The 17,628-nt window shown below is 62.0% G+C and carries 19 protein-coding genes; 8 read left to right on the top strand and 11 right to left on the bottom strand.

Translation table 11 applies throughout. The features are described from left to right. The first annotated feature begins 250 nt into the window (after positions 1 to 250). Positions 251 to 937: a cyclase family protein gene (locus tag M6D32_RS19375; protein WP_298259170.1), complete on the top strand. Its 687-nt coding sequence runs from the start codon at positions 251 to 253 to the stop codon at positions 935 to 937. Positions 938 to 962: 25 nt separating this feature from the next. After that, positions 963 to 1,403: a type II 3-dehydroquinate dehydratase gene (gene aroQ, locus M6D32_RS19380; protein ID WP_298259172.1), complete on the top strand. Its 441-nt coding sequence runs from the start codon at positions 963 to 965 to the stop codon at positions 1,401 to 1,403. A gap of 115 nt (positions 1,404 to 1,518) precedes the next feature. Here aroQ and M6D32_RS19385 read toward each other — a convergent pair whose 3' ends face one another. From M6D32_RS19385 to cobS, 6 genes are all read right to left on the bottom strand, one after another. Then, positions 1,519 to 2,631 (bottom strand): NADH:flavin oxidoreductase/NADH oxidase, encoded by a 1,113-nt coding sequence (locus M6D32_RS19385; RefSeq protein WP_298259174.1) that lies wholly within the window; start codon positions 2,629 to 2,631, stop codon positions 1,519 to 1,521. A 111-nt stretch (positions 2,632 to 2,742) separates the two neighbouring features. Further along, positions 2,743 to 3,705, bottom strand: a complete 963-nt coding sequence (locus M6D32_RS19390; RefSeq protein ID WP_298259176.1) for a tripartite tricarboxylate transporter substrate binding protein — start codon at positions 3,703 to 3,705, stop codon at positions 2,743 to 2,745. Positions 3,706 to 3,783: 78 nt separating this feature from the next. Continuing rightward, a complete protein-coding gene (locus M6D32_RS19395) occupies positions 3,784 to 3,963 on the bottom strand; it encodes a hypothetical protein (RefSeq protein ID WP_298259178.1) in 180 nt (59 codons plus the stop codon). Positions 3,964 to 4,090: 127 nt separating this feature from the next. Beyond that, positions 4,091 to 5,986 (bottom strand): cobaltochelatase subunit CobT, encoded by a 1,896-nt coding sequence (gene cobT, locus M6D32_RS19400; RefSeq protein WP_298259179.1) that lies wholly within the window; start codon positions 5,984 to 5,986, stop codon positions 4,091 to 4,093. Continuing rightward, entirely contained in the window at positions 5,983 to 6,393 is a 411-nt protein-coding gene (locus tag M6D32_RS19405; RefSeq protein ID WP_298259181.1) for a GNAT family N-acetyltransferase, read from the bottom strand. The genes cobT and M6D32_RS19405 overlap by 4 nt, the downstream gene beginning before the upstream one ends. Before the next feature lie 4 nt (positions 6,394 to 6,397). Beyond that, the gene (gene cobS, locus M6D32_RS19410; RefSeq protein WP_298259183.1) at positions 6,398 to 7,396 is read right to left on the bottom strand and encodes a cobaltochelatase subunit CobS; all 999 of its coding nucleotides are present in this window, start codon (positions 7,394 to 7,396) and stop codon (positions 6,398 to 6,400) included. Positions 7,397 to 7,695: 299 nt separating this feature from the next. Between cobS and M6D32_RS19415 the strand changes: the two genes are divergently transcribed. Continuing rightward, entirely contained in the window at positions 7,696 to 8,364 is a 669-nt protein-coding gene (locus tag M6D32_RS19415; protein ID WP_298259185.1) for a DedA family protein, read from the top strand. 12 nt (positions 8,365 to 8,376) lie between these two features. Here M6D32_RS19415 and M6D32_RS19420 read toward each other — a convergent pair whose 3' ends face one another. Then, positions 8,377 to 9,012, bottom strand: a complete 636-nt coding sequence (locus M6D32_RS19420) for a DnaJ domain-containing protein (RefSeq protein WP_298259187.1) — start codon at positions 9,010 to 9,012, stop codon at positions 8,377 to 8,379. Positions 9,013 to 9,120: 108 nt separating this feature from the next. Here M6D32_RS19420 and M6D32_RS19425 point away from each other — a divergent pair, with 108 nt between their 5' ends. Further along, complete coding sequence (locus tag M6D32_RS19425) at positions 9,121 to 9,426, top strand: BolA family protein (RefSeq protein ID WP_298259188.1); 306 nt, start codon at positions 9,121 to 9,123, stop codon at positions 9,424 to 9,426. Positions 9,427 to 9,436: 10 nt separating this feature from the next. Here the strand turns inward: M6D32_RS19425 and M6D32_RS19430 are convergent, their stop codons facing one another. The 3 genes from M6D32_RS19430 to M6D32_RS19440 form a co-directional block, all read right to left on the bottom strand. Then, positions 9,437 to 10,744, bottom strand: coding sequence for an HlyC/CorC family transporter (locus M6D32_RS19430; protein ID WP_298259190.1), 1,308 nt, complete (start codon positions 10,742 to 10,744; stop codon positions 9,437 to 9,439). Between the two features lie 179 nt (positions 10,745 to 10,923). Further along, positions 10,924 to 12,072 (bottom strand): 3-dehydroquinate synthase, encoded by a 1,149-nt coding sequence (gene aroB, locus M6D32_RS19435; protein ID WP_298259192.1) that lies wholly within the window; start codon positions 12,070 to 12,072, stop codon positions 10,924 to 10,926. Then, a complete protein-coding gene (locus M6D32_RS19440; protein ID WP_298259194.1) occupies positions 12,069 to 12,692 on the bottom strand; it encodes a shikimate kinase in 624 nt (207 codons plus the stop codon). Before M6D32_RS19440 ends, aroB begins: the two co-directional genes overlap by 4 nt. A gap of 157 nt (positions 12,693 to 12,849) precedes the next feature. On the opposite strand from M6D32_RS19440, the gene M6D32_RS19445 reads away from it, so the two are divergent. The 4 genes from M6D32_RS19445 to M6D32_RS19460 all read left to right on the top strand — a co-directional run bounded on the left by M6D32_RS19445 (position 12,850) and on the right by M6D32_RS19460 (position 17,243). Beyond that, positions 12,850 to 12,996: a histidine kinase gene (locus M6D32_RS19445; RefSeq protein WP_298259196.1), complete on the top strand. Its 147-nt coding sequence runs from the start codon at positions 12,850 to 12,852 to the stop codon at positions 12,994 to 12,996. A 58-nt stretch (positions 12,997 to 13,054) separates the two neighbouring features. Then, positions 13,055 to 14,011, top strand: a complete 957-nt coding sequence (xerD, locus tag M6D32_RS19450; protein WP_298259198.1) for a site-specific tyrosine recombinase XerD — start codon at positions 13,055 to 13,057, stop codon at positions 14,009 to 14,011. A 401-nt stretch (positions 14,012 to 14,412) separates the two neighbouring features. Beyond that, positions 14,413 to 15,375, top strand: coding sequence for an acetyl-CoA carboxylase carboxyltransferase subunit alpha (locus M6D32_RS19455; RefSeq protein ID WP_298259200.1), 963 nt, complete (start codon positions 14,413 to 14,415; stop codon positions 15,373 to 15,375). A gap of 416 nt (positions 15,376 to 15,791) precedes the next feature. Next, positions 15,792 to 17,243, top strand: a complete 1,452-nt coding sequence (locus M6D32_RS19460; RefSeq protein ID WP_298259202.1) for a murein L,D-transpeptidase family protein — start codon at positions 15,792 to 15,794, stop codon at positions 17,241 to 17,243. A 188-nt stretch (positions 17,244 to 17,431) separates the two neighbouring features. Here M6D32_RS19460 and M6D32_RS19465 read toward each other — a convergent pair. After that, the coding region (locus tag M6D32_RS19465; protein WP_298259204.1) for a hypothetical protein at positions 17,432 to 17,628 on the bottom strand (197 nt) is incomplete at its 5' end.

The raw sequence follows: 17,628 nt of genomic DNA on the forward strand, positions 1-17,628 counted from the left end.
CCATGCAGTACAAAAATATGCTTCGACGTATCCATTCCAATGCGGATAATCTGTCCCACCGACGGCTCCCTTGTCTGAGATTTGCAACAACCTCATTCTGGCACACTGATGCCGTAGGGGGCCGTCCACCCCATCAACCACCATCCTTCGGAGAAGAAAGGCGACGACCACCGCACTAAAATGGTAACGCCGCGGCGTATAGGTCCCTGCGTTCGCAGGGACGACGCAAAGCTTTTAGGAAAGGACCCCTGTGAAGATCGTCGACCTAAGCCGTGAGCTCTATCATCGCACCCCGAACTATCCCGGCCATTCCGCCATTATTCACGGCATGTGGAAGACGCACGAGGAATCCTTTGCCGATGGCGGCAACGTGCACGGGCTCGCCTCGATGTATTTTGCGATGCCGGACCATGGCGGCACCCACATTGACGCGCCGCTGCATTTCGACAAGCGCGGCGAGAGCATCGATCAATATCCGCTGGAAAAGTGCATCGTGCCGGGCATCTGCATCGACCTGCGCCATATCGCAGCCCGCACCGAGATTGCGCCGGCGGATCTTGAAGCGGCGGTCGAAAAATCCGGCCATCCGGTACCTAAGGGCGGCACCGTGCTGCTCTGCACCGGGCATCATCAGCGGACTTTTCCACGCAAGGAATACGCGACCGAGAACTCCGGCGTGAACGTGAAGGCGACCGAATGGCTCGCACAAAGGGGCGTAGTGCATTTCGGCATCGACTCGATGCGCCCCGGGCCCGAAGGCAAGGAGAACCTGCTCGTTCACAAGGCCTGCTTCGATCTCGGCATCACCCATATCGAAAGCCTGTGCAACCTCGAGACCCTGCTCGGCGCCGGGCCCTTCACTTTCATTGGACTGCCGATGAAATGGCGCGGCGGCACCGCCTCGCCGATCCGTGCGGTCGCGGTTTTCGGGATGTGATTTCACCAGAGATCGGAGATACGCCATGAAACGGGTGATGATCCTCAACGGCCCCAACCTCAATCTGCTTGGCGTGCGCGAGCCGCATATTTACGGCACCACCACGCTTGAAGAGATCAAAGGAAATTGCGAGCGCGAGGCGGCCGCGCTCGGGCTTACCATTACCTTTCACCAGTCCAACCACGAGGGCGAACTGGTCGACCTGATCCAGTCGGCTCGCGAGAGCGCCGATGCCATCATCATCAACCCGGCCGGCTATTCCTTCACATCGATTGCCATCGTCGACGCGATCAAGGCATTCGAAGGCCCCGTGATAGAGGTACACATCTCCAATATCCACGCCCGCGACGAACTTCATCGGCATTCGAAGATTTCCCATGCCGCGACCAGCGTGATCTGCGGGCTCGGGCCTTATGGCTACCAGGCTGCGCTGCGCGCACTCGGGCAAATGAAGAAGGAAGCTTGATCGTTGGGTCCCGTCTTTGCGAGGAGCGCAAGCGACGAAGCAAACCAGAGTCACGAAGGAGGACCGGATTGCTTCGCTCGCGCTCGCAAAGACGGCAGGACTCGCTGGCGCGCCACTACCGCGCGCCGAACCTGGTCTCGCCGAACAGCGCCTTTTGCGAGGCGGGCTGCGAGCGCCAGTATTGCGGCGGCGCATGGACCTCGCCACCGAGTTCGGCGGCGGCGTGCCAGGCCCAGCGCGGATCGTAGAGCATGCCGCGGGCCAGCGCGACCATGTCGGCCTTGCCGGAAGCGACGATGTCCTCCGCGTGGCTGGCCTCGGTGATCAGGCCGACCGCTATCGTGGTCACGCCGGTCGCCTCCTTGATCGCCTGCGCGAACGGAAGTTGATAACCGGGCGCGAGCGGAATTTTCTGCTGCGGCGATACGCCACCGGAGGAGACGTCGATCCAGTCGACGCCGCGCTTGTTCAGTTCCCGTGCGAATTCGATGGTCTGTTCGATATCCCAGCCGCCCTCGACCCAGTCGGTCGCGGAGACCTTGATGCCGACCGGCTTTTTCGAGGGAAATACCCCGCGCACGGCATCGAACACTTCAAGTGGATAGCGCATCCGGTTTTGCAGCGAGCCGCCATACTTGTCCGAACGGCGGTTGGAAATCGGCGACAGGAACTGATGCAAAAGATAGCCGTGCGCGCAATGCAGTTCGATGGCGTCGATGCCGAGACGGCTGGCGCGCCGCGCCGCTTCGACGAAAGCATCGCGGATGCGCTTGAGGCCGACGGCATCGAGCGCGAGCGGCTTGTGCTCACCTTCCTTGTGCGCAAGGTCGGACGGTCCGACCGTCTGCCATCCCCGCTCCACAAGCGCGATCTGCTGACCGCCATCCCAAGGTTTGTGGCTCGATCCCTTGCGGCCCGCATGGGCCAGCTGAACCGCGATCGCAATCGTCGAATGCCTGCGGATGGAGGCGAGCACCGGCCGCAGCGCAGCCTCGGTGGCGTCGTTCCACAGTCCGAGACAGCCCGGCGTGATGCGGCCGATCTGCTCGACATGGGTCGCCTCCATGCAGAACATCGCCGCCCCCGACAGCGCGAGCGTGTTCATGTGAGTGAAATGCCAGTCGTTCGCCTTGCCGTCGTCGGCCGAGTACTGGCACATCGGCGCCACCATGATGCGGTTCGGCAGCGAAAGGTCGCGCAGACGGATCGGAGAAAACAGGGCACTCATGAAACCGTATCCGGCGTTGAGCTTGGTTGGTCCACAGCGATCTATAGTTCACCCTTGTGACTAAGGTCGAATGTCGAATGCGTGGAACGGGCTTCCGGAAACGCAACGGTCTTACGGCTTGATCCCGGCGGCCCGGACGGTCTTGGCATTATCGGCGATCTCGCGCGCGACGAAGGCATCCATCTCCGCAGGCTTCATGGGAAACGGCTCGATACCCAGTTTCGTCAGGCTTTCCCGCATAGACGGCTCGGCCAGAACCTTTGTTCCCGCGTGATAAAACCTCTCGATGATCTCACGCGGTGTCTTGGCCGGCATGAAAACGCCCAACCAAAAGACGCTTTCCGCATTCTTCAGGCCTGCCTCGGCGGGGGTCGGCACGTCAGGCAAATCGGTAACGCGCTTTCCCGTCGAGATCACAAGTGCGCGAACTCGGCCTTCCCTGATCAAGGGAAGCGCGGTCGTGAGCGGGCAAAAGTAGAAATCGATTCGGCCGCCGAGAATATCGGCGACGGCCTCCGCACCCCCGCGATAGGGCACGTGGGTGGTTTCGATTCCGACGGCGAGGCGGAATTTCTCGGCGCTGATATGGGTTGCGCTTCCGACGCCGGCCGAGCCGAAGGATATCGAACCGGGCTTCCTTGATTTGGCATCGGCGATGAAGTCCTGCACGGTCTTCCACGGCCGCGACACCGGCACGATCATGACGTTGGCGCTGACGCCGAGCATCAACACCGACGACAGGTCTTTCGTGATGTCGAATGGCAATTTTGGATAGATCGCAGGTGAGATCGTCAGCGCCGAGGACTGCGCCAGGATGTTGTAACCGTCCGGGTCTGCTTTCGCGACGGCGGCGCTGCCGATCGTGCCGCCAGCGCCCGGACGGTTCTCGACAATGATCGCCTGGCCGAGTTCTGCCGCAAGCCGATCGAATACCGCGCGCGGCACCACATCGGCGGCGCTTCCGGCGCCAAATGGGATCGTTGCCTTGATCAGGTGGGATGGCCAGTCGTCGGCTTGCGCCGCGGCTGTCAGCAGGCAGCCCGCGACCAACGCCCAACACACCGCACGCCGCATCATCCTTCACCCCGCACTCCAACTGCGCCGGCAAAGAGGTGCACAGTTTTGCACTTCCGCGCAAGCGCGAGGACGACGCTACCACCCGTGCGGCTGGTCCGGATCGGCAGGCTTGAGGCCGACGACGCGATAGCTATGACTGGCGTCGAGGATGCAGTCCGCCTCGGCTGCGAACTCGACGAAGAGCTTCCCGCCGTCGAGCCTTTCCTTCACGCGGCCATAAGCACCGAGCAGCCGCAGAAAAGCGGGGCCGGACACGACGAAGGTCTGGTACTCGCGAAGCCGGAATCAAAGGAGCTTCAGTAACTGGCGGCTTGCCAGTGCGACCTTGAAGTTCGTATGACGAACTCACGGCGAAACTGATAGGAACTTCAAATTCGCCGCACTAATGCAGCCGCCGCCGAGGTATGGTGGCGGGCGCGGCCCCATGTGTCTCGCTGAAGAGCTCGGCAAGCTTCTCGGTGATCGCGCCACCGAGTTCTTCCGCGTCGACGATGGTGACGGCGCGGCGATAGTACCGCGTGACGTCGTGGCCAATACCGATCGCGATCAGTTCGACCGGCGAGCGAGTCTCGATTTCCTCGATAATATGGCGCAGGTGCCGCTCCAGATAATTGCCCGCATTGACCGACAAGGTGGAATCGTCGACCGGCGCGCCGTCGGAAATCATCATCAGGATCTTGCGCTGTTCGGACCGGCCGAGCAGACGTTTGTGCGCCCAGTCGAGCGCTTCGCCGTCGATATTCTCCTTCAAGAGGCCCTCGCGCATCATCAAGCCGAGGTTCTTGCGAGCCCGCCGCCACGGCGCATCCGCCGACTTGTAGATGATGTGCCGAAGGTCGTTGAGGCGACCGGGATTGGCCGGCTTGCCGGCGGCCAACCACGCCTCGCGCGACTGTCCGCCCTTCCAGGCGCGGGTGGTAAAACCGAGAATCTCGACCTTGACGCCGCAACGCTCGAGCGTCCGCGCCAGAATATCCGCACAGGTCGCCGCGACCGTGATCGGGCGCCCGCGCATCGAGCCGGAATTGTCGAGCAGAAGCGTGACGACCGTGTCGCGGAAGGTTGCTTCCTTTTCGTGCTTGAAGGAAAGCGGATGATAGGGATCGGTCACGACCCGCGGCAGGCGGGCCGGATCGAGAATGCCTTCCTCGAGATCGAATTCCCAGGCGCGGTTCTGCTGCGCCATCAAGCGCCGCTGCAGGCGGTTGGCGAGCCGCGCGACGATGCCCTGCAGATGCGCCAGCTGCTTGTCGAGATAGCTGCGCAGGCGCTCTAGCTCGTCGTGATCGCAGAGATCCTCAGCCGCGATGATCTCGTCGAACTTCGGCGCAAACGCATGGTATTCCGGACCGCGCGGCTCGTTCTTGCCATGCGCATTCGGCCGCGTGGCTTCACCTGGTGTTTCGTCGTCGCCGAGTTCGCCATCGTCGAACGTATCGGATGCCGACGCCTGCGCACTTTCCATCGCGCTGTCCGACATCTCTTCAGTGGTGGCCTGCGCCTGATCGGCGCTCATCTCCTGCGCGGCGTCGGATTCCGGCGCCCCTTCCGCTCCGGACTGATCGTTCTCGCCGTCGCGGCTGTCGTCCTGGTTCTCGTCCTCGTCGGCCTCGGCGTTGCGATCGTCGCCGAGTTCCAGCGCCGTCAAGAGGTCGTGCACCGCGTCGCCGAATTTCAACTGGTCATCGGCGTAGCGATCGAGCCGGTCGAGCCGCGGACCGATCTTGTCTTCCAGGATCGGGCGCCACAGGTCGACCATCTTGCGCGCCGCTGCCGGTGGCGCGAGGCCTGTCAGCCGCTCGCGCACCAGCATCGCCAGTGCGTCGGCCAAAGGAGCATCGGCACGGTCAGTGATTTCATCGAACTTGCCGCGATGGAAATGGTCGTCGAGCATCGCGGTGAGGTTTTTCGCAACGCCCGCCATCCGCCGAGAGCCGAGCGCCTCGACGCGGGCCTGCTCGACGGCTTCGAACACGCCGCGCGCCTGCGGATTTCCGGGCATCAGCTTGCGGTGCACCTTGGGATCGTGACAGGCGAGCTTCAGCGCAATGGAATCCGCGTGTCCGCGCACGATGGCGGCGTCGCGCTTCGACATCTTGCGCGGCGGTTCCGGCAGCCGCGCCTTGCCGGGCGACAGACCCGGCCGCTCGGCGGCAAACGACACTTCAAGCTCCGGCTTCTTTGCGATCGCGCGCAGGCACGCCGCCACCGAGCGCTTGAACGGCTCGGTCGGCGCTTCCTTCGGTCCGGTGCGAAACTTGCTGTTGGATGTGGTCATAGCGTCTTCGTCAGCCAGTGGCGCGTCACGCCGCGAGGATATCCCTTAATCGAACCGAAGGCCTTGTAGCCGCAGGAACGGTAAAAGCCCGGCGCCTGAACGCTCATCGTATCGACGTAGGAGCGCACCGCGCCGAAGCGGCGGGCCTCGTCCTCGATTTTCCGGATCAACTTCGTTCCCACGCCTTTGCCGCGGAATCCTTCATCGATCCAGAACAGCTGAATGAACAGCACCGTGGTCCAGACTTCGCCGACAATCCCGCCGACGATCTTTTTCTTGTCGCGGAGCGAGACGGCGAAGCGGCGGTATCGCTGCTTCCCCATCTTCTGTTCGTTATAACGGATGAGGCCGCCGAGTACCGCGCGCTTGGTTTCTCCAATCGTACGCTCGACGGCAATCGCCGGCATGGCCCTAGCTCAGCGCTACGTTGACCGCCGATTCCGCAAGCTCCGCGTTGAAGCAGCGCTGATAGAATTCAGCCACCAACGGCCGCTCCAGTTCGTCACACTTGTTGAGGAAGGTGACACGGAAGGCAAAGCCGATATCGCCGAAGATATCGGCGTTCTCGGCCCAGGTGATCACAGTGCGCGGGCTCATCACCGTCGACAGATCGCCGTTGGCGAAAGCGTTACGGGTGAGATCCGCGAGCCGTACCATCTTGTTGACGACGTCGCGGCCTTCCTGGGTGCGATAATGATGGGCTTTCGCCAGCACGATCTCCACTTCCTCGTCATGGGCGAGGTAGTTGAGCGTGGTGACGATCGACCAGCGGTCCATCTGGCCCTGGTTGATCTGCTGGGTACCGTGATAAAGGCCCGAGGTGTCGCCGAGACCGACCGTATTGGCGGTGGAGAACAGACGAAACGCGGGATGCGGCTTGATCACCTTGTTCTGGTCGAGCAGCGTCAGGCGGCCGGAAACTTCCAGCACGCGCTGGATCACGAACATCACGTCCGGGCGGCCGGCGTCGTATTCGTCGAACACCAGCGCGACATTGTTCTGCAAGGCCCAGGGCAAGATACCGTCCCTGAATTCGGTGACCTGCTTGCCGTCCTTGACGACAATGGCGTCCTTGCCGACGAGGTCGATGCGGCTGATATGGCTGTCGAGGTTGACACGCACGCACGGCCAGTTCAGCCGCGCCGCAACCTGCTCGATATGGGTCGATTTACCGGTGCCGTGATAGCCGGTGACCATGACGCGGCGATTCTTGGCAAAGCCGGCGAGAATCGCGAGCGTGGTCGCTCGATCGAAGCGATAATCCGAATCGACGTCCGGCACATGCGGGTCGACCTGGGAATAGGCCGGCACTTCAAGGTCGCTGTCGATGCCGAATACCTGCCGCACCGACACCTTCATGTCGGGCATACCGGCGGGCGCCTGGGCTGTGGTCATGGCGGCGGTCGTCATTAGTCCTCCGAGGTCGCGGGGCTTCCCGAAACCAGATTTGCGGGCGTGGCTGCGGATGGGTTAGTCGACGCAACCTATCAGAGAGCGGCAATAGGAAGAAGCCCACGCCGCTATCAAAGTTCCTCTGGACTTTCATGTAGATAGTCACTGGTCGCGGTTTTTGGAAGGCTGCCCTGCGAATCCGGCCAGGTTTTCGTCCGGGCGTCGGCCGCCGACCCTGGACCTTGCGGCACTTTCCCATCTCTTCGCGAGTTGTGATAGGTCTGCGCGCCGCGCCCGGCCGAAACACAGGGATTTTTGTGACCTCATTGATAGATCCGCTGATTTCGTTCGTTTCGGCTCACGTGGCGCTCGCCTATTTGACGCTGTTCCTGGCGGCGCTGCTGGAAGCAGTTCCGATCGTCGGCTCCGTCATTCCGGGTTCGACCATCATCTTCGCGCTGAGCGCGCTCGTGCCCGGCGGCCAGCTGGCGCTGCAATGGGTTTTCGCGGCCGCCATCGCCGGCGCCCTGCTTGGCGACGGATCGGCATTCTGCCTCGGACATCGCGAGCAAGGCGAGATCCTCAGCAGCTGGCCGCTTTCGCGCTACCCCCGCGTGGTGGCGAAGAGCGAGGCGTTTTTTCATCGCTGGGGCGCGCTTGCTGTTTTCTTCGCCCGCTTCGTCCCGCCGATCAGGGCCTTTGTGCCGATCACCGCAGGCGCGCTCGGCATGCGACCGCCGATGTTCTTTGCGGTCAATATTCCAGCTGTTTTACTCTGGGCGCCGGCCCACATTCTACCGGGGGTGCTCGCGGTCACGGCGCTGCATCGCTACGGAGGCTTTGCGCCTCACGGCGGTATCGCGAAGCACTACTGGATGCTGGCCGTGATTGTCGGCGCCGTCGTCATCGGGCTGGCGAGCTGGGTGATCCGCCGCAGGCTCGAGGCGGCAAAGCCCGAGCTTCAGACAGGCCAAGGCAAGCCCTAAGACGGCGGCGATCTACGCGCGGACGACCGTCTTGAGATAATTGTACGCCTTGATGATCTCGATCAGGCGATCTTCGGTGGAGCGATCGCCGCCATTGGCGTCGGGGTGATGCTGTTTTACCAGTGCCTTGTACTTGGCCTTGACGTCGTCCAGCGTCGCCCCTGCGCCGAGCCCCATCACCTGCAGCGCCTTGCGCTCGGCATTCATGACCTTGCGTGTCTCGGGCTTGGCCTGCTGCGCCCCTGGACCCGGCCGCCAGCGGCCGCGGCCATTGAGTTCGCTGAACACGTGGAACGGATCGGACGCGACGTCGATATCCGCGTCGCTCTTCTTGGCGCCGTTGGCGCCCATCTTCCAGGTCGGACGATGGTCGGTCAGCGCATCCTTCTGATAGCGCGCGACATCGTCGGGATTCATGCCCTGGAAGAAATTATAGGACTGGTTGTACTCGCGGACGTGGTCGAGACAAAAATGCCAGTACTCGCGCGAATTTTCGCGGCCCTTAGGCGCGCGGTGCGAACCCTTGTTCTGGCAACCCGCCCATTCGCAATTCAAGGCTTCGGCGCCAGCCTGCGCCTGCCGCTTCGCGCTCGCCTTGGTGGGCTTGATGCGAATCGAGTCGAAAAACTTGGATGAATCAATCGGCATGCTGTGTTTGACTACGCAACGCTCCGCGCTTCAAGTCTTGACATTGTTAAACCCGTCAATTCCGAGCGCTATTGACGAAAAACGATCGCGGACGTATTTGCCGCCACTATGAACACCAGAACCGCTATCACAAACAAGTTGCGCGAAGCTTTCTCGCCCGAAAGCCTCGACGTGTCGGATGAATCACATCTTCATGAAGGCCACGCCGGCCACAGGCCGGGCGGCGCGACACATTTCAGAGTGAATATTGTGTCTGCCGCCTTCAAAGGAAAGAGCCGGATCGAGCGCCACCGTATGATTAATTCAACGCTGGCTGCGGAACTCGAGGGCGGCGTCCACGCGCTGGCTATCAGCGCACAAGCACCCGGTGAGAAAGGTCAGTCCGGGCCGATCAAACCGGACCGGCCAATTTAAAGGCCTTTGATTAAAAAGCCTTCCCGGCGCGCCTTGGCGTTTTTTCCACCACTCCGGCCTCGCGCGGCACCGCCACGATGCGTAGCGCCGTGATGCGGTTTCGCTCGCGCCGCAATACACGAAAACGGAAGCCATGGAAGGTGAAGCTCTGGCCGCGCTCGGGGATCGAGCGCGCTTCATGGATCACCAGGCCTGCAATGGTGGTCGCCTCCTCGTCGGGCAGATGCCAGTCCAGCGCGCGGTTGAGATCGCGGATGGGCACCGAACCGTCGACTACCACGGAGCCGTCGGGCTGTGCGCGAACGCCGGCCACCACGACATCGTGCTCGTCGGAAATGTCGCCGACGATTTCTTCCAGGATATCTTCCAGCGTGACCATGCCCTCGACCTCGCCATATTCGTCGACGACGAGCGCGAAGTGAGTCTTGCGGCGGCGGAAGGCCTTGAGCTGCTCGGAAACAGAGCGCATTTCCGGCACGAACCAGGGCGGCAGCATGATGGTCGAGACATCGATTTTCGACGTCTCGCCATCGGAGGCGCGGATCGCACGCAACAAATCCTTGGCGTGCAGCACGCCGACGATGTTTTCTGGCTTTTCGCGCCACAACGGGATTCGCGTGTATTCGGTCGCCAGCACCTCGCGCACCAGATCTTCCGCCGGCAGATCGGCGTTGATCATCACCATTTCGGTGCGATGAACCATCACGTCGGAAACCTGAAGCTCGCGCAGGTCCAAAAGCCCGCCGAGCATATCGCGGTCCTGCTTTTCGACCTTACCCTCATGATGCAGCAGATCGACCGCCCCGCGCAGCCGCTCGAATGGCGACAGGATCGGCTGATTGTGGGTTGCGGTACGGCCAAGCAGCCTCAACAATCCCCGCACGACTGCTTCGACGACGCTGACCAGCGGCGCGAGCAAGACCATCATGACCTTCATCGGCCGGGCTATGGCAAGCGCGACCCGATCCGGCGCGTTGATGGCGATCGTCTTCGGCAACACCTCGGCGAAAATCACCACCACGATCGTCATCACGGCGGTGGCATAGAGCACACCGACTTCGCCGAACCATGCCGTGAAGATGCCGGTCGCGAGGGCCGAGGCTCCGATATTGGCGATGTTGTTACCAAGCAGAAGCGCGCCGATCAGTCGATCGCGCCGCGCCGACAGGCTTGAGACAATGTCGGCGTCCCGGTTACCCTGCTTGGACAGCCGCAGCATGCTGCCGCGCGAAGCACCGGTCAGCGCGGTTTCGCTGGCGGCGAAGAATGCCGACACCAGAAGACAAACGACGACGACTGAAAACGCGATCCAATCCATGCGTGTTTATTCGGTTGCCCGGTTTCAGTGCGGCGGTTCAGAAGTCCGCATCATTTGTGCCGCAGGTTCGACATGCGGACTTCTGAACCAAAGCCGCACTAAAAGGTTTGCTAGTGTCCTTTCGATTCCGAAGTTCGAAACGTGGCTCCGTAAATGCTACGAACTTCGGAATCGGGACACTAGGCCCGGCGCTTCAGCTTTGCTTCAAGAAAATCACGAACCAATGAAGGTTCGACGTCAGGCGCAATCACGGCGCGGCCGATCGCCTGAAGCAGGATAAAGGTCAGGCGCCCGCGCTTGACCTTCTTGTCCTGCGCCATCAGCGCCATCAGCACGTCCGCGTCGGCGAGACCTTCCTGCGCGAAACCCGCAATCTCCTGCAACGCGGTCGGCAAGCCGACGTCAGCCAGATGCCGCCTGACGCGCGCGGCATCCTGCTCGGCAATCATTCCAAGCTGCGCGGACAATTCCGCCGCCAGCACCATGCCGACGGCGACGCCTTCGCCGTGGAACAGCCGATCGGAAAAACCGGTCGCGGCCTCCAGCGCGTGGCCGAAGGTGTGGCCAAGATTGAGCAGCGCCCGCTCGCCGTTCTCGCGCTCGTCGCGCGCGACGATCGCGGCCTTGGCGCGGCAAGAAGTTGCGATCGCATGCTCGCGCGCGGCGCTGCCGGCGAAAATGTCGGCGTGGTTCTTTTCGAGCCAGGCGAAGAAGGCTTCGTCGCCAAGCAGGCCGTATTTGGCGACCTCGGCATAACCTGCGCGGAACTGGCGCGGCGACAGCGTGTCGAGGACGGCGGTGTCCGCGACCACCAGGATCGGCTGATGGAATGCACCGATCAAATTCTTTCCCTGCGGCGAGTTGATGCCGGTCTTGCCGCCAACCGAGGAATCGACCTGCGCCAGCAGCGAGGTCGGCACCTGCACGAAATCGACGCCGCGGCGCAGGATCGCGGCCGCAAAGCCTGCGAGATCGCCCACCACTCCGCCGCCAAGGGCAACCACGAGATCGGTGCGTTCGACCCTGGCCGAAATCAGCGCCTCGCTGACGCGTTCGAGCACGGCATAGCTCTTGGAACCCTCGCCTTCCTCGACGATGACGTGAGAGGAAGCAATGCCGGCTTCCGCCAGCGCCACCTCGGTCTTTGCCAGCCAATGCCTCGCGACATTGCGGTCGGTGACAACGGCGGTGCGCGCTCCCGGCCGCAACGCCGCGATGCGCTTGCCAAGCGAAGCCAGAACGTCACGGCCGATCACGATGTCATAGGCCCGATCGCCGAGCGCGACATCGACCGTGGTGGGATCGCCATGTTTCAGCGGCGCGGTCATCGGGTGCTCAATCCATTCTGGTTCTGGTCGATATGGCCGCCGCAAAGCTTGCCGTACAGCGCCTCCATGCATTCATCGACGATTTTCTCGTGCGGCACGTCACGCGACCAGACCGTCACATCGGCTTGGCCGTAGACCGGCTCGCGTTCCTGGAGCAACCGCTCGATGGCCGCCTCCGGGTCGGCCGTCTGCAGCAGCGGACGGTCGGACCGACGCCTTACCCGGCGCATGATGATATCGGGATCGGCCTTCAGCCAGATCGAGATGGCCTTCTCGCGGATGCGTTCGCGGGTCTCCTGCCGCATGACCGCGCCGCCGCCAGTGGCGATCACCGCAGCCCCGGTGTCAAGCAGACGCGCGATCACCCGCGCCTCGCCATCGCGGAAGTAAGGTTCGCCATACTTCTCGAAGATGTCCGGAATCGACAGCCGGTGCGCCAGTTCGATCTCGGTGTCCGCATCGAGAAAGGACAGGGCGAGCCGGGCCGCCAGCCGGCGCCCGATGGTGGATTTGCCGGCCCCCATCATGCCTATCAGCACGATCGAGCGCGGGCCTAAGGCAGCCGAAATCTCGGCGTCCCGCGGCGTGCTAACGGTGTTTGGCGAGATGGCGTCTGACATTTCTCTCTAACGGCATAGGATGACTTCGAACGACCATACTACCCCCGCCAATCGCGTTGCTAAAGCCTTGCAACGAAATGTCGAACGTGGTGGTAGTCAAATCGGGCCAATCCAGAGGAAACCGATGGTTAATTCGCCTGATCGGGCGCTCTAGCGCATGCCGAGCCTGTTCCGCTTTCTAACTGTGGTCGCAATCATTGTGGGGGTCGTCTATGGGGCGATTTTCGCGCTGGCGAATTTCGTCAACCCGAAGCCGCGCGAAATGACGATTAATGTGCATCAGGACAAGTTCCTCAAGAAATAGACGCGCGAGCCCGGTGTAAGCAAGAGAGGGTCAAGAATTTGGGAGTTAGGGTTCGCGGATGCGCGCCAAGCCCTCCAACGCCAAACTGATCGACCTGTTTCTCGATATGCTCGCCGCCGAACAGGGCGCCGGCAACAACACACTCGATGCCTACCGCCGCGACCTGACTGACCTTTCCGGGTTTCTTGCTGCTCAAAGCCAGACCTTCGTCGGTGCCGACACCCAGGTCTTGCGGGATTATCTCGCCGAGCTCGATACGCGCGGATTCAAGTCCTCGAGCGTAGCGCGGCGGCTGTCGGCGATGCGGCACCTGTTTCGTTTCCTGCTCAACGAGCGAACTCGCAGCGACGATCCCGCCGCCATCCTGTCCGGACCCAAGCGCGGCCGCAGCCTGCCGAAGGTGCTGTCGATAGCAGACGTCGATCGCCTGCTCACCCGCGCCAAGGCGCTGGCCGGGGAAGCGGAAGCTTCGCCACAGGAGCGGCTGCGCGCGCTGCGGCTCTATTGCCTGCTCGAGGTGCTCTACGCCACCGGATTGCGCGTTTCCGAACTGGTGTCGCTGCCGCTCTCGGCTGCGCGCAGCGACGCCCGCATGATCGTGGTGCGCGGCAAGGGCAACAAGGAACGGCTGGTGCCACTGAACGACGCTTCGCGGCGCGCGATGGCCGACTATCTCGCGGCGATGGAGGCGCTGAAGGCCTCGAAGCGGAGAAACGCCGCCAGTTCGAAATGGCTGTTTCCGTCCTTTGGCGAGAGCGGCCATCTGACGCGGCAACATTTTGCCCGCGACCTGAAAGAACTTGCAGCCTCCGCGGGTCTCGCGCCCCGCCTGGTCTCGCCGCACGTGTTGCGGCACGCGTTCGCAAGCCATCTTTTGCACAACGGCGCCGACCTTCGCATTGTGCAGACGCTGCTCGGCCACACCGATATTTCGACCACCCAGATTTATACCCATGTCGTCGAGGAGCGGCTGAAGAGCCTAGTGCGCGACCTGCACCCGCTGGCGGAAAAGTAGCCAATCATTCACCTGGATGACTCGACATGCTGTTGTTTGCGCCACACCTTGCTTGACTTCAGCGGCTTCTCCCCCGAAAGAGCCACTTCCGCTCAACCTCCCGAGGGCGAGTCTCGCTTGAGGGAACCATCGCCCGGCGTTGGAGCGCATGCTAAATATCTGAAGATGCGTGCTTTCTTCGCATAGCCCCGGAGCTGCTTCGTTCTCCAGTGTCCCGGTTATGACATTCGTATCCTGTCGCGGAGGGTTCGTTTGCGAATGTCCGAACCAGGGGACACTAGCAAGTATCGGATTCTAGTGTGGTTTTGGATTTGACATTCGCTTCTCGGACTCGCGGCAATATTCACGCGAATGTCAAATCCACCAAACTAGGTGCGGCTTCGTCCCTATATTGAGATTTGATGCCGGATCACATGCGCAGCTACCTCGATTTCGAAAAACCCGTTGCAGAGCTCGATTCCAAGATCGACGAATTGCGGGTTTTGGCGGCGTCGGGCAGCGACATCGGCGAGGAAATCTCGCGGATCGAGGAAAAGGCGGCGCAGGCGCTGGCCGATCTCTACGAGAATCTGACGCCGTGGCAGAAGACACTGGTGGCACGCCATCCACAGCGACCGCACTTCACCGATTTCATCAGCGGGCTGATTACCGAATTCACGCCGCTCGCCGGCGACCGCAAGTTCGCCGAGGATGAAGCGCTGGTCGGCGGCTTCGGCCGTTTCCGCGGCGACAGCATTTGCGTGATTGGCCAGGAGAAAGGCGCCAGCACCGAATCCCGCATCAAGCACAATTTCGGCATGGCGCGCCCCGAAGGCTATCGCAAGGCGGCGCGGTTGATGGAAATGGCCGACCGGTTCGGCATTCCCGTGCTGTCGATCGTGGATTCCGCCGGCGCCTATCCCGGGATCGGCGCCGAGGAGCGCGGCCAGGCCGAGGCGATTGCGCGCTCGACCGATGCCTGCCTTTCGCTCGGCGTACCGAATGTAGCCATCGTCACCGGCGAGGGAATGTCGGGCGGCGCCATCGCCATCACGACGGCGAACCGTGTCCTGATGTTCGAACACGCGATCTACAGCGTGATCTCGCCCGAGGCCGCCTCCTCGATCCTGTGGCGCGATGGGACCAAGGCCCAGGAAGCCGCGACCAGCATGAAGATCACCGCACAGGACATGCTGCGGTTTGGCGTGATCGACCAGATCCTCAAGGAGCCCGTTGGGGGCGCACACCGCGATCCTGCCGCCATGATTGCCGGTACGGGCGAGGTCATTGCCCAGACGCTGAGCGAACTCAGCCAGATGGGTGCGGACGCGATTCGCAAACAACGCCGGCAAAAATTCCTCGATATCGGCCGAAAAGCGTTCTGAAGGCGCCGCTTCGCCGGAACCGGAAGGGTTCCGATCGCCTCAATCCTTCCCGATTTCTGCCATTTTGGCCGCAATTCCGTCGCAAGCTATCCGTTTAAGCTCCCTTCACCATGCCCGAATAGAGGTCACAGGCGATGGAGGTCCCTCGCCTTGCGACGGCAGGGATTTTAAGGATAAGATTTTATTCAATGGCTTCAGGGCATCGGCGCTAGTGGTCCGATTCTAACATTTGCATCCCGGTGTGGCATGCACTTTTGCAAATGTTAGAATCAAGGGACCACTAGCAAACATGGGTTTCTAGTGGAGTTTTGGATTTGACGTTCGCATGGCGGATGCGCGGCCAGGGATAGCGAATGTCAAATCCACTCCACTAGTTTTGGGGTGCGAAAGTTGCCCGTTGGGTGTGGAGCTTTGCATTGATCGGCCGCTCGCTCGTTCGCGCGCTCATGATGTCCGCTGCGCTGTCTGCGGCTGTGCTTTTGGCTGGCTGCAATACTGACGAGCTCAGCTCACTTGCGACCAATGCCAAGGCCAACCAGCCCGTCTCGCCCAAGCTCGTCGCGGCGATGGACGCCAAGAACATGGATCTGCAATCGCCTATCCTGATCCGGCTGTTCAAGCAGGAGGCCGAGCTCGAGGTCTGGAAGCAAGACCGTACCGGCCGCTTTGGGCTGTTGAAAACCTACCCGATCTGCCGCTGGTCCGGCGACCTTGGGCCGAAGGTCCGCGAAGGCGACCGCCAGGCGCCGGAAGGCTTCTATGCGATCACGCCGGCGCAGATGAATCCGACCTCGGCCTATTACCTCTCCTTCAACACCGGATATCCGAATGCCTATGACCGGGCGCTTGGTCACACCGGTTCGGAGCTGATGGTCCACGGCGATTGCTCGTCACGCGGCTGCTACGCGATGACGGACGAACAGATCGCGGAAATCTACACGCTGGGCCGCGAATCCTTCTTCGGCGGCCAGAAGGCGTTCCAGTTTCAGGCCTATCCGTTCCGGATGACGCCGGCCAATTTCGCCCGCCATCGCAACAGTCCGCACATGGCCTTCTGGAAAATGATCAAGGAAGGCAACGACGATTTCGAAGTGACGCGCCAGGAGCCGAAGGTCGATTTCTGCGAAAAGAAATATGTGTTCGACGCGATGAAGGCGCCCGACGCCAAGCGGGATCCGGTGTTCGAGGCCTCGGCCAAGTGCCCGGCCTATGTGATCCCCGACGAAGTCGCCCAAGCCGTGCGCGAAAAGCAGGAAGCCGACCAGGCCGAATTCGACAAACTGGTCGCGAAAGGTACGCCGGTTGCTCGGCTGAACACTGGCATCGATGGCGGCATGAACAGGATATTCGCCGCCAGTGTGCCCAACGGCAACACCGGCCTTTCCGACGCAGGTTCGGGCCCGTCGCCGTTCACGAGACCTGAAAGGGCTCCGGGCACCATTCCGGCCACGGTCAACCCGCCGCACGGACCGGTGACCTCGCCGGAGCAGCCGTTGCTCGCGTCTTCGAACGCCTCGTCGGCACAAGTAGCCGCTGTGGCTCCTGCGGCGCAGGGCGGAGAATCCGAGGGTTTCTTCTCCCGTTTCGCCCACAAGGTCGGGCTGGGCAGCGCTTCTACCGAGACCACCGCGGCCGTGGCGCCACCGCCGGCCAAGCCGAAGGTCGCCGAGGCCAGACACCGGCCTGCGAAGACGGAAGCCAAACAGGCTTCGGCCAAGTCAGCATCCCAACCGAAGACGACCGAGGCTGCGGCCGCGCCGACCCCGGCGACGGCTTCTGCCGCCCCGCAAACCAGCAGCCTCGTGGCCGGCGCACAGCCGGTCATGTCGACGAATTCGTTCGACAACCGCTTCTCGGGGACCAAGTAAGACCAGACCGCCATTTGACAAGTACCGCCGATCTGAAGTCCCTGCACCGCAAGCGGCGAGTTCGATCAGGGACTTCAGATCGATAAAGCGGTACTAGAATCAATAAGTTTGCTAGTGCCCATGACCTTCCGAAGTTCGTGAAGGTGGGTGCTGCGATGGAGCACGAACTTCGGAAAGTGGGCACTAGTCTAGAACCGATACGACTGCCAGCGCCGTCGTGTGAACGGCCGACCCTTGGCGGCCGGCGCCTGTCCGTAGCGGGTGAAGATGTCGTATTTTTGTAGCTCGTGATCTGTCGCCTTCGTTGTTGAGTTTCGGAGGAGCCGGAAAGCGTGGACGGTTCCGCCAGCCTGGTCATGCCATGGATATTGCTGCCGGGTTAGCC

The sequence above is a fragment of the Bradyrhizobium sp. genome (assembly GCF_027307225.1).
Classification (GTDB): domain Bacteria; phylum Pseudomonadota; class Alphaproteobacteria; order Rhizobiales; family Xanthobacteraceae; genus Bradyrhizobium.

Coding starts and splice junctions, on each gene's coding strand:
- aroQ (WP_298259172.1), top strand. CDS start 963: ATGAAACGGGTGATGATCCTCAACGGCCCCAACCTCAATCTGCTTGGC.
- M6D32_RS19385 (WP_298259174.1), bottom strand. CDS start 2,631: ATGAGTGCCCTGTTTTCTCCGATCCGTCTGCGCGACCTTTCGCTGCCG.
- M6D32_RS19390 (WP_298259176.1), bottom strand. CDS start 3,705: ATGCGGCGTGCGGTGTGTTGGGCGTTGGTCGCGGGCTGCCTGCTGACA.
- cobT (WP_298259179.1), bottom strand. CDS start 5,986: ATGACCACATCCAACAGCAAGTTTCGCACCGGACCGAAGGAAGCGCCG.
- M6D32_RS19405 (WP_298259181.1), bottom strand. CDS start 6,393: ATGCCGGCGATTGCCGTCGAGCGTACGATTGGAGAAACCAAGCGCGCG.
- cobS (WP_298259183.1), bottom strand. CDS start 7,396: ATGACGACCGCCGCCATGACCACAGCCCAGGCGCCCGCCGGTATGCCC.
- M6D32_RS19420 (WP_298259187.1), bottom strand. CDS start 9,012: ATGCCGATTGATTCATCCAAGTTTTTCGACTCGATTCGCATCAAGCCC.
- M6D32_RS19425 (WP_298259188.1), top strand. CDS start 9,121: ATGAACACCAGAACCGCTATCACAAACAAGTTGCGCGAAGCTTTCTCG.
- M6D32_RS19430 (WP_298259190.1), bottom strand. CDS start 10,744: ATGGATTGGATCGCGTTTTCAGTCGTCGTCGTTTGTCTTCTGGTGTCG.
- aroB (WP_298259192.1), bottom strand. CDS start 12,072: ATGACCGCGCCGCTGAAACATGGCGATCCCACCACGGTCGATGTCGCG.
- M6D32_RS19440 (WP_298259194.1), bottom strand. CDS start 12,692: ATGTCAGACGCCATCTCGCCAAACACCGTTAGCACGCCGCGGGACGCC.
- M6D32_RS19445 (WP_298259196.1), top strand. CDS start 12,850: ATGCCGAGCCTGTTCCGCTTTCTAACTGTGGTCGCAATCATTGTGGGG.
- xerD (WP_298259198.1), top strand. CDS start 13,055: ATGCGCGCCAAGCCCTCCAACGCCAAACTGATCGACCTGTTTCTCGAT.
- M6D32_RS19455 (WP_298259200.1), top strand. CDS start 14,413: ATGCCGGATCACATGCGCAGCTACCTCGATTTCGAAAAACCCGTTGCA.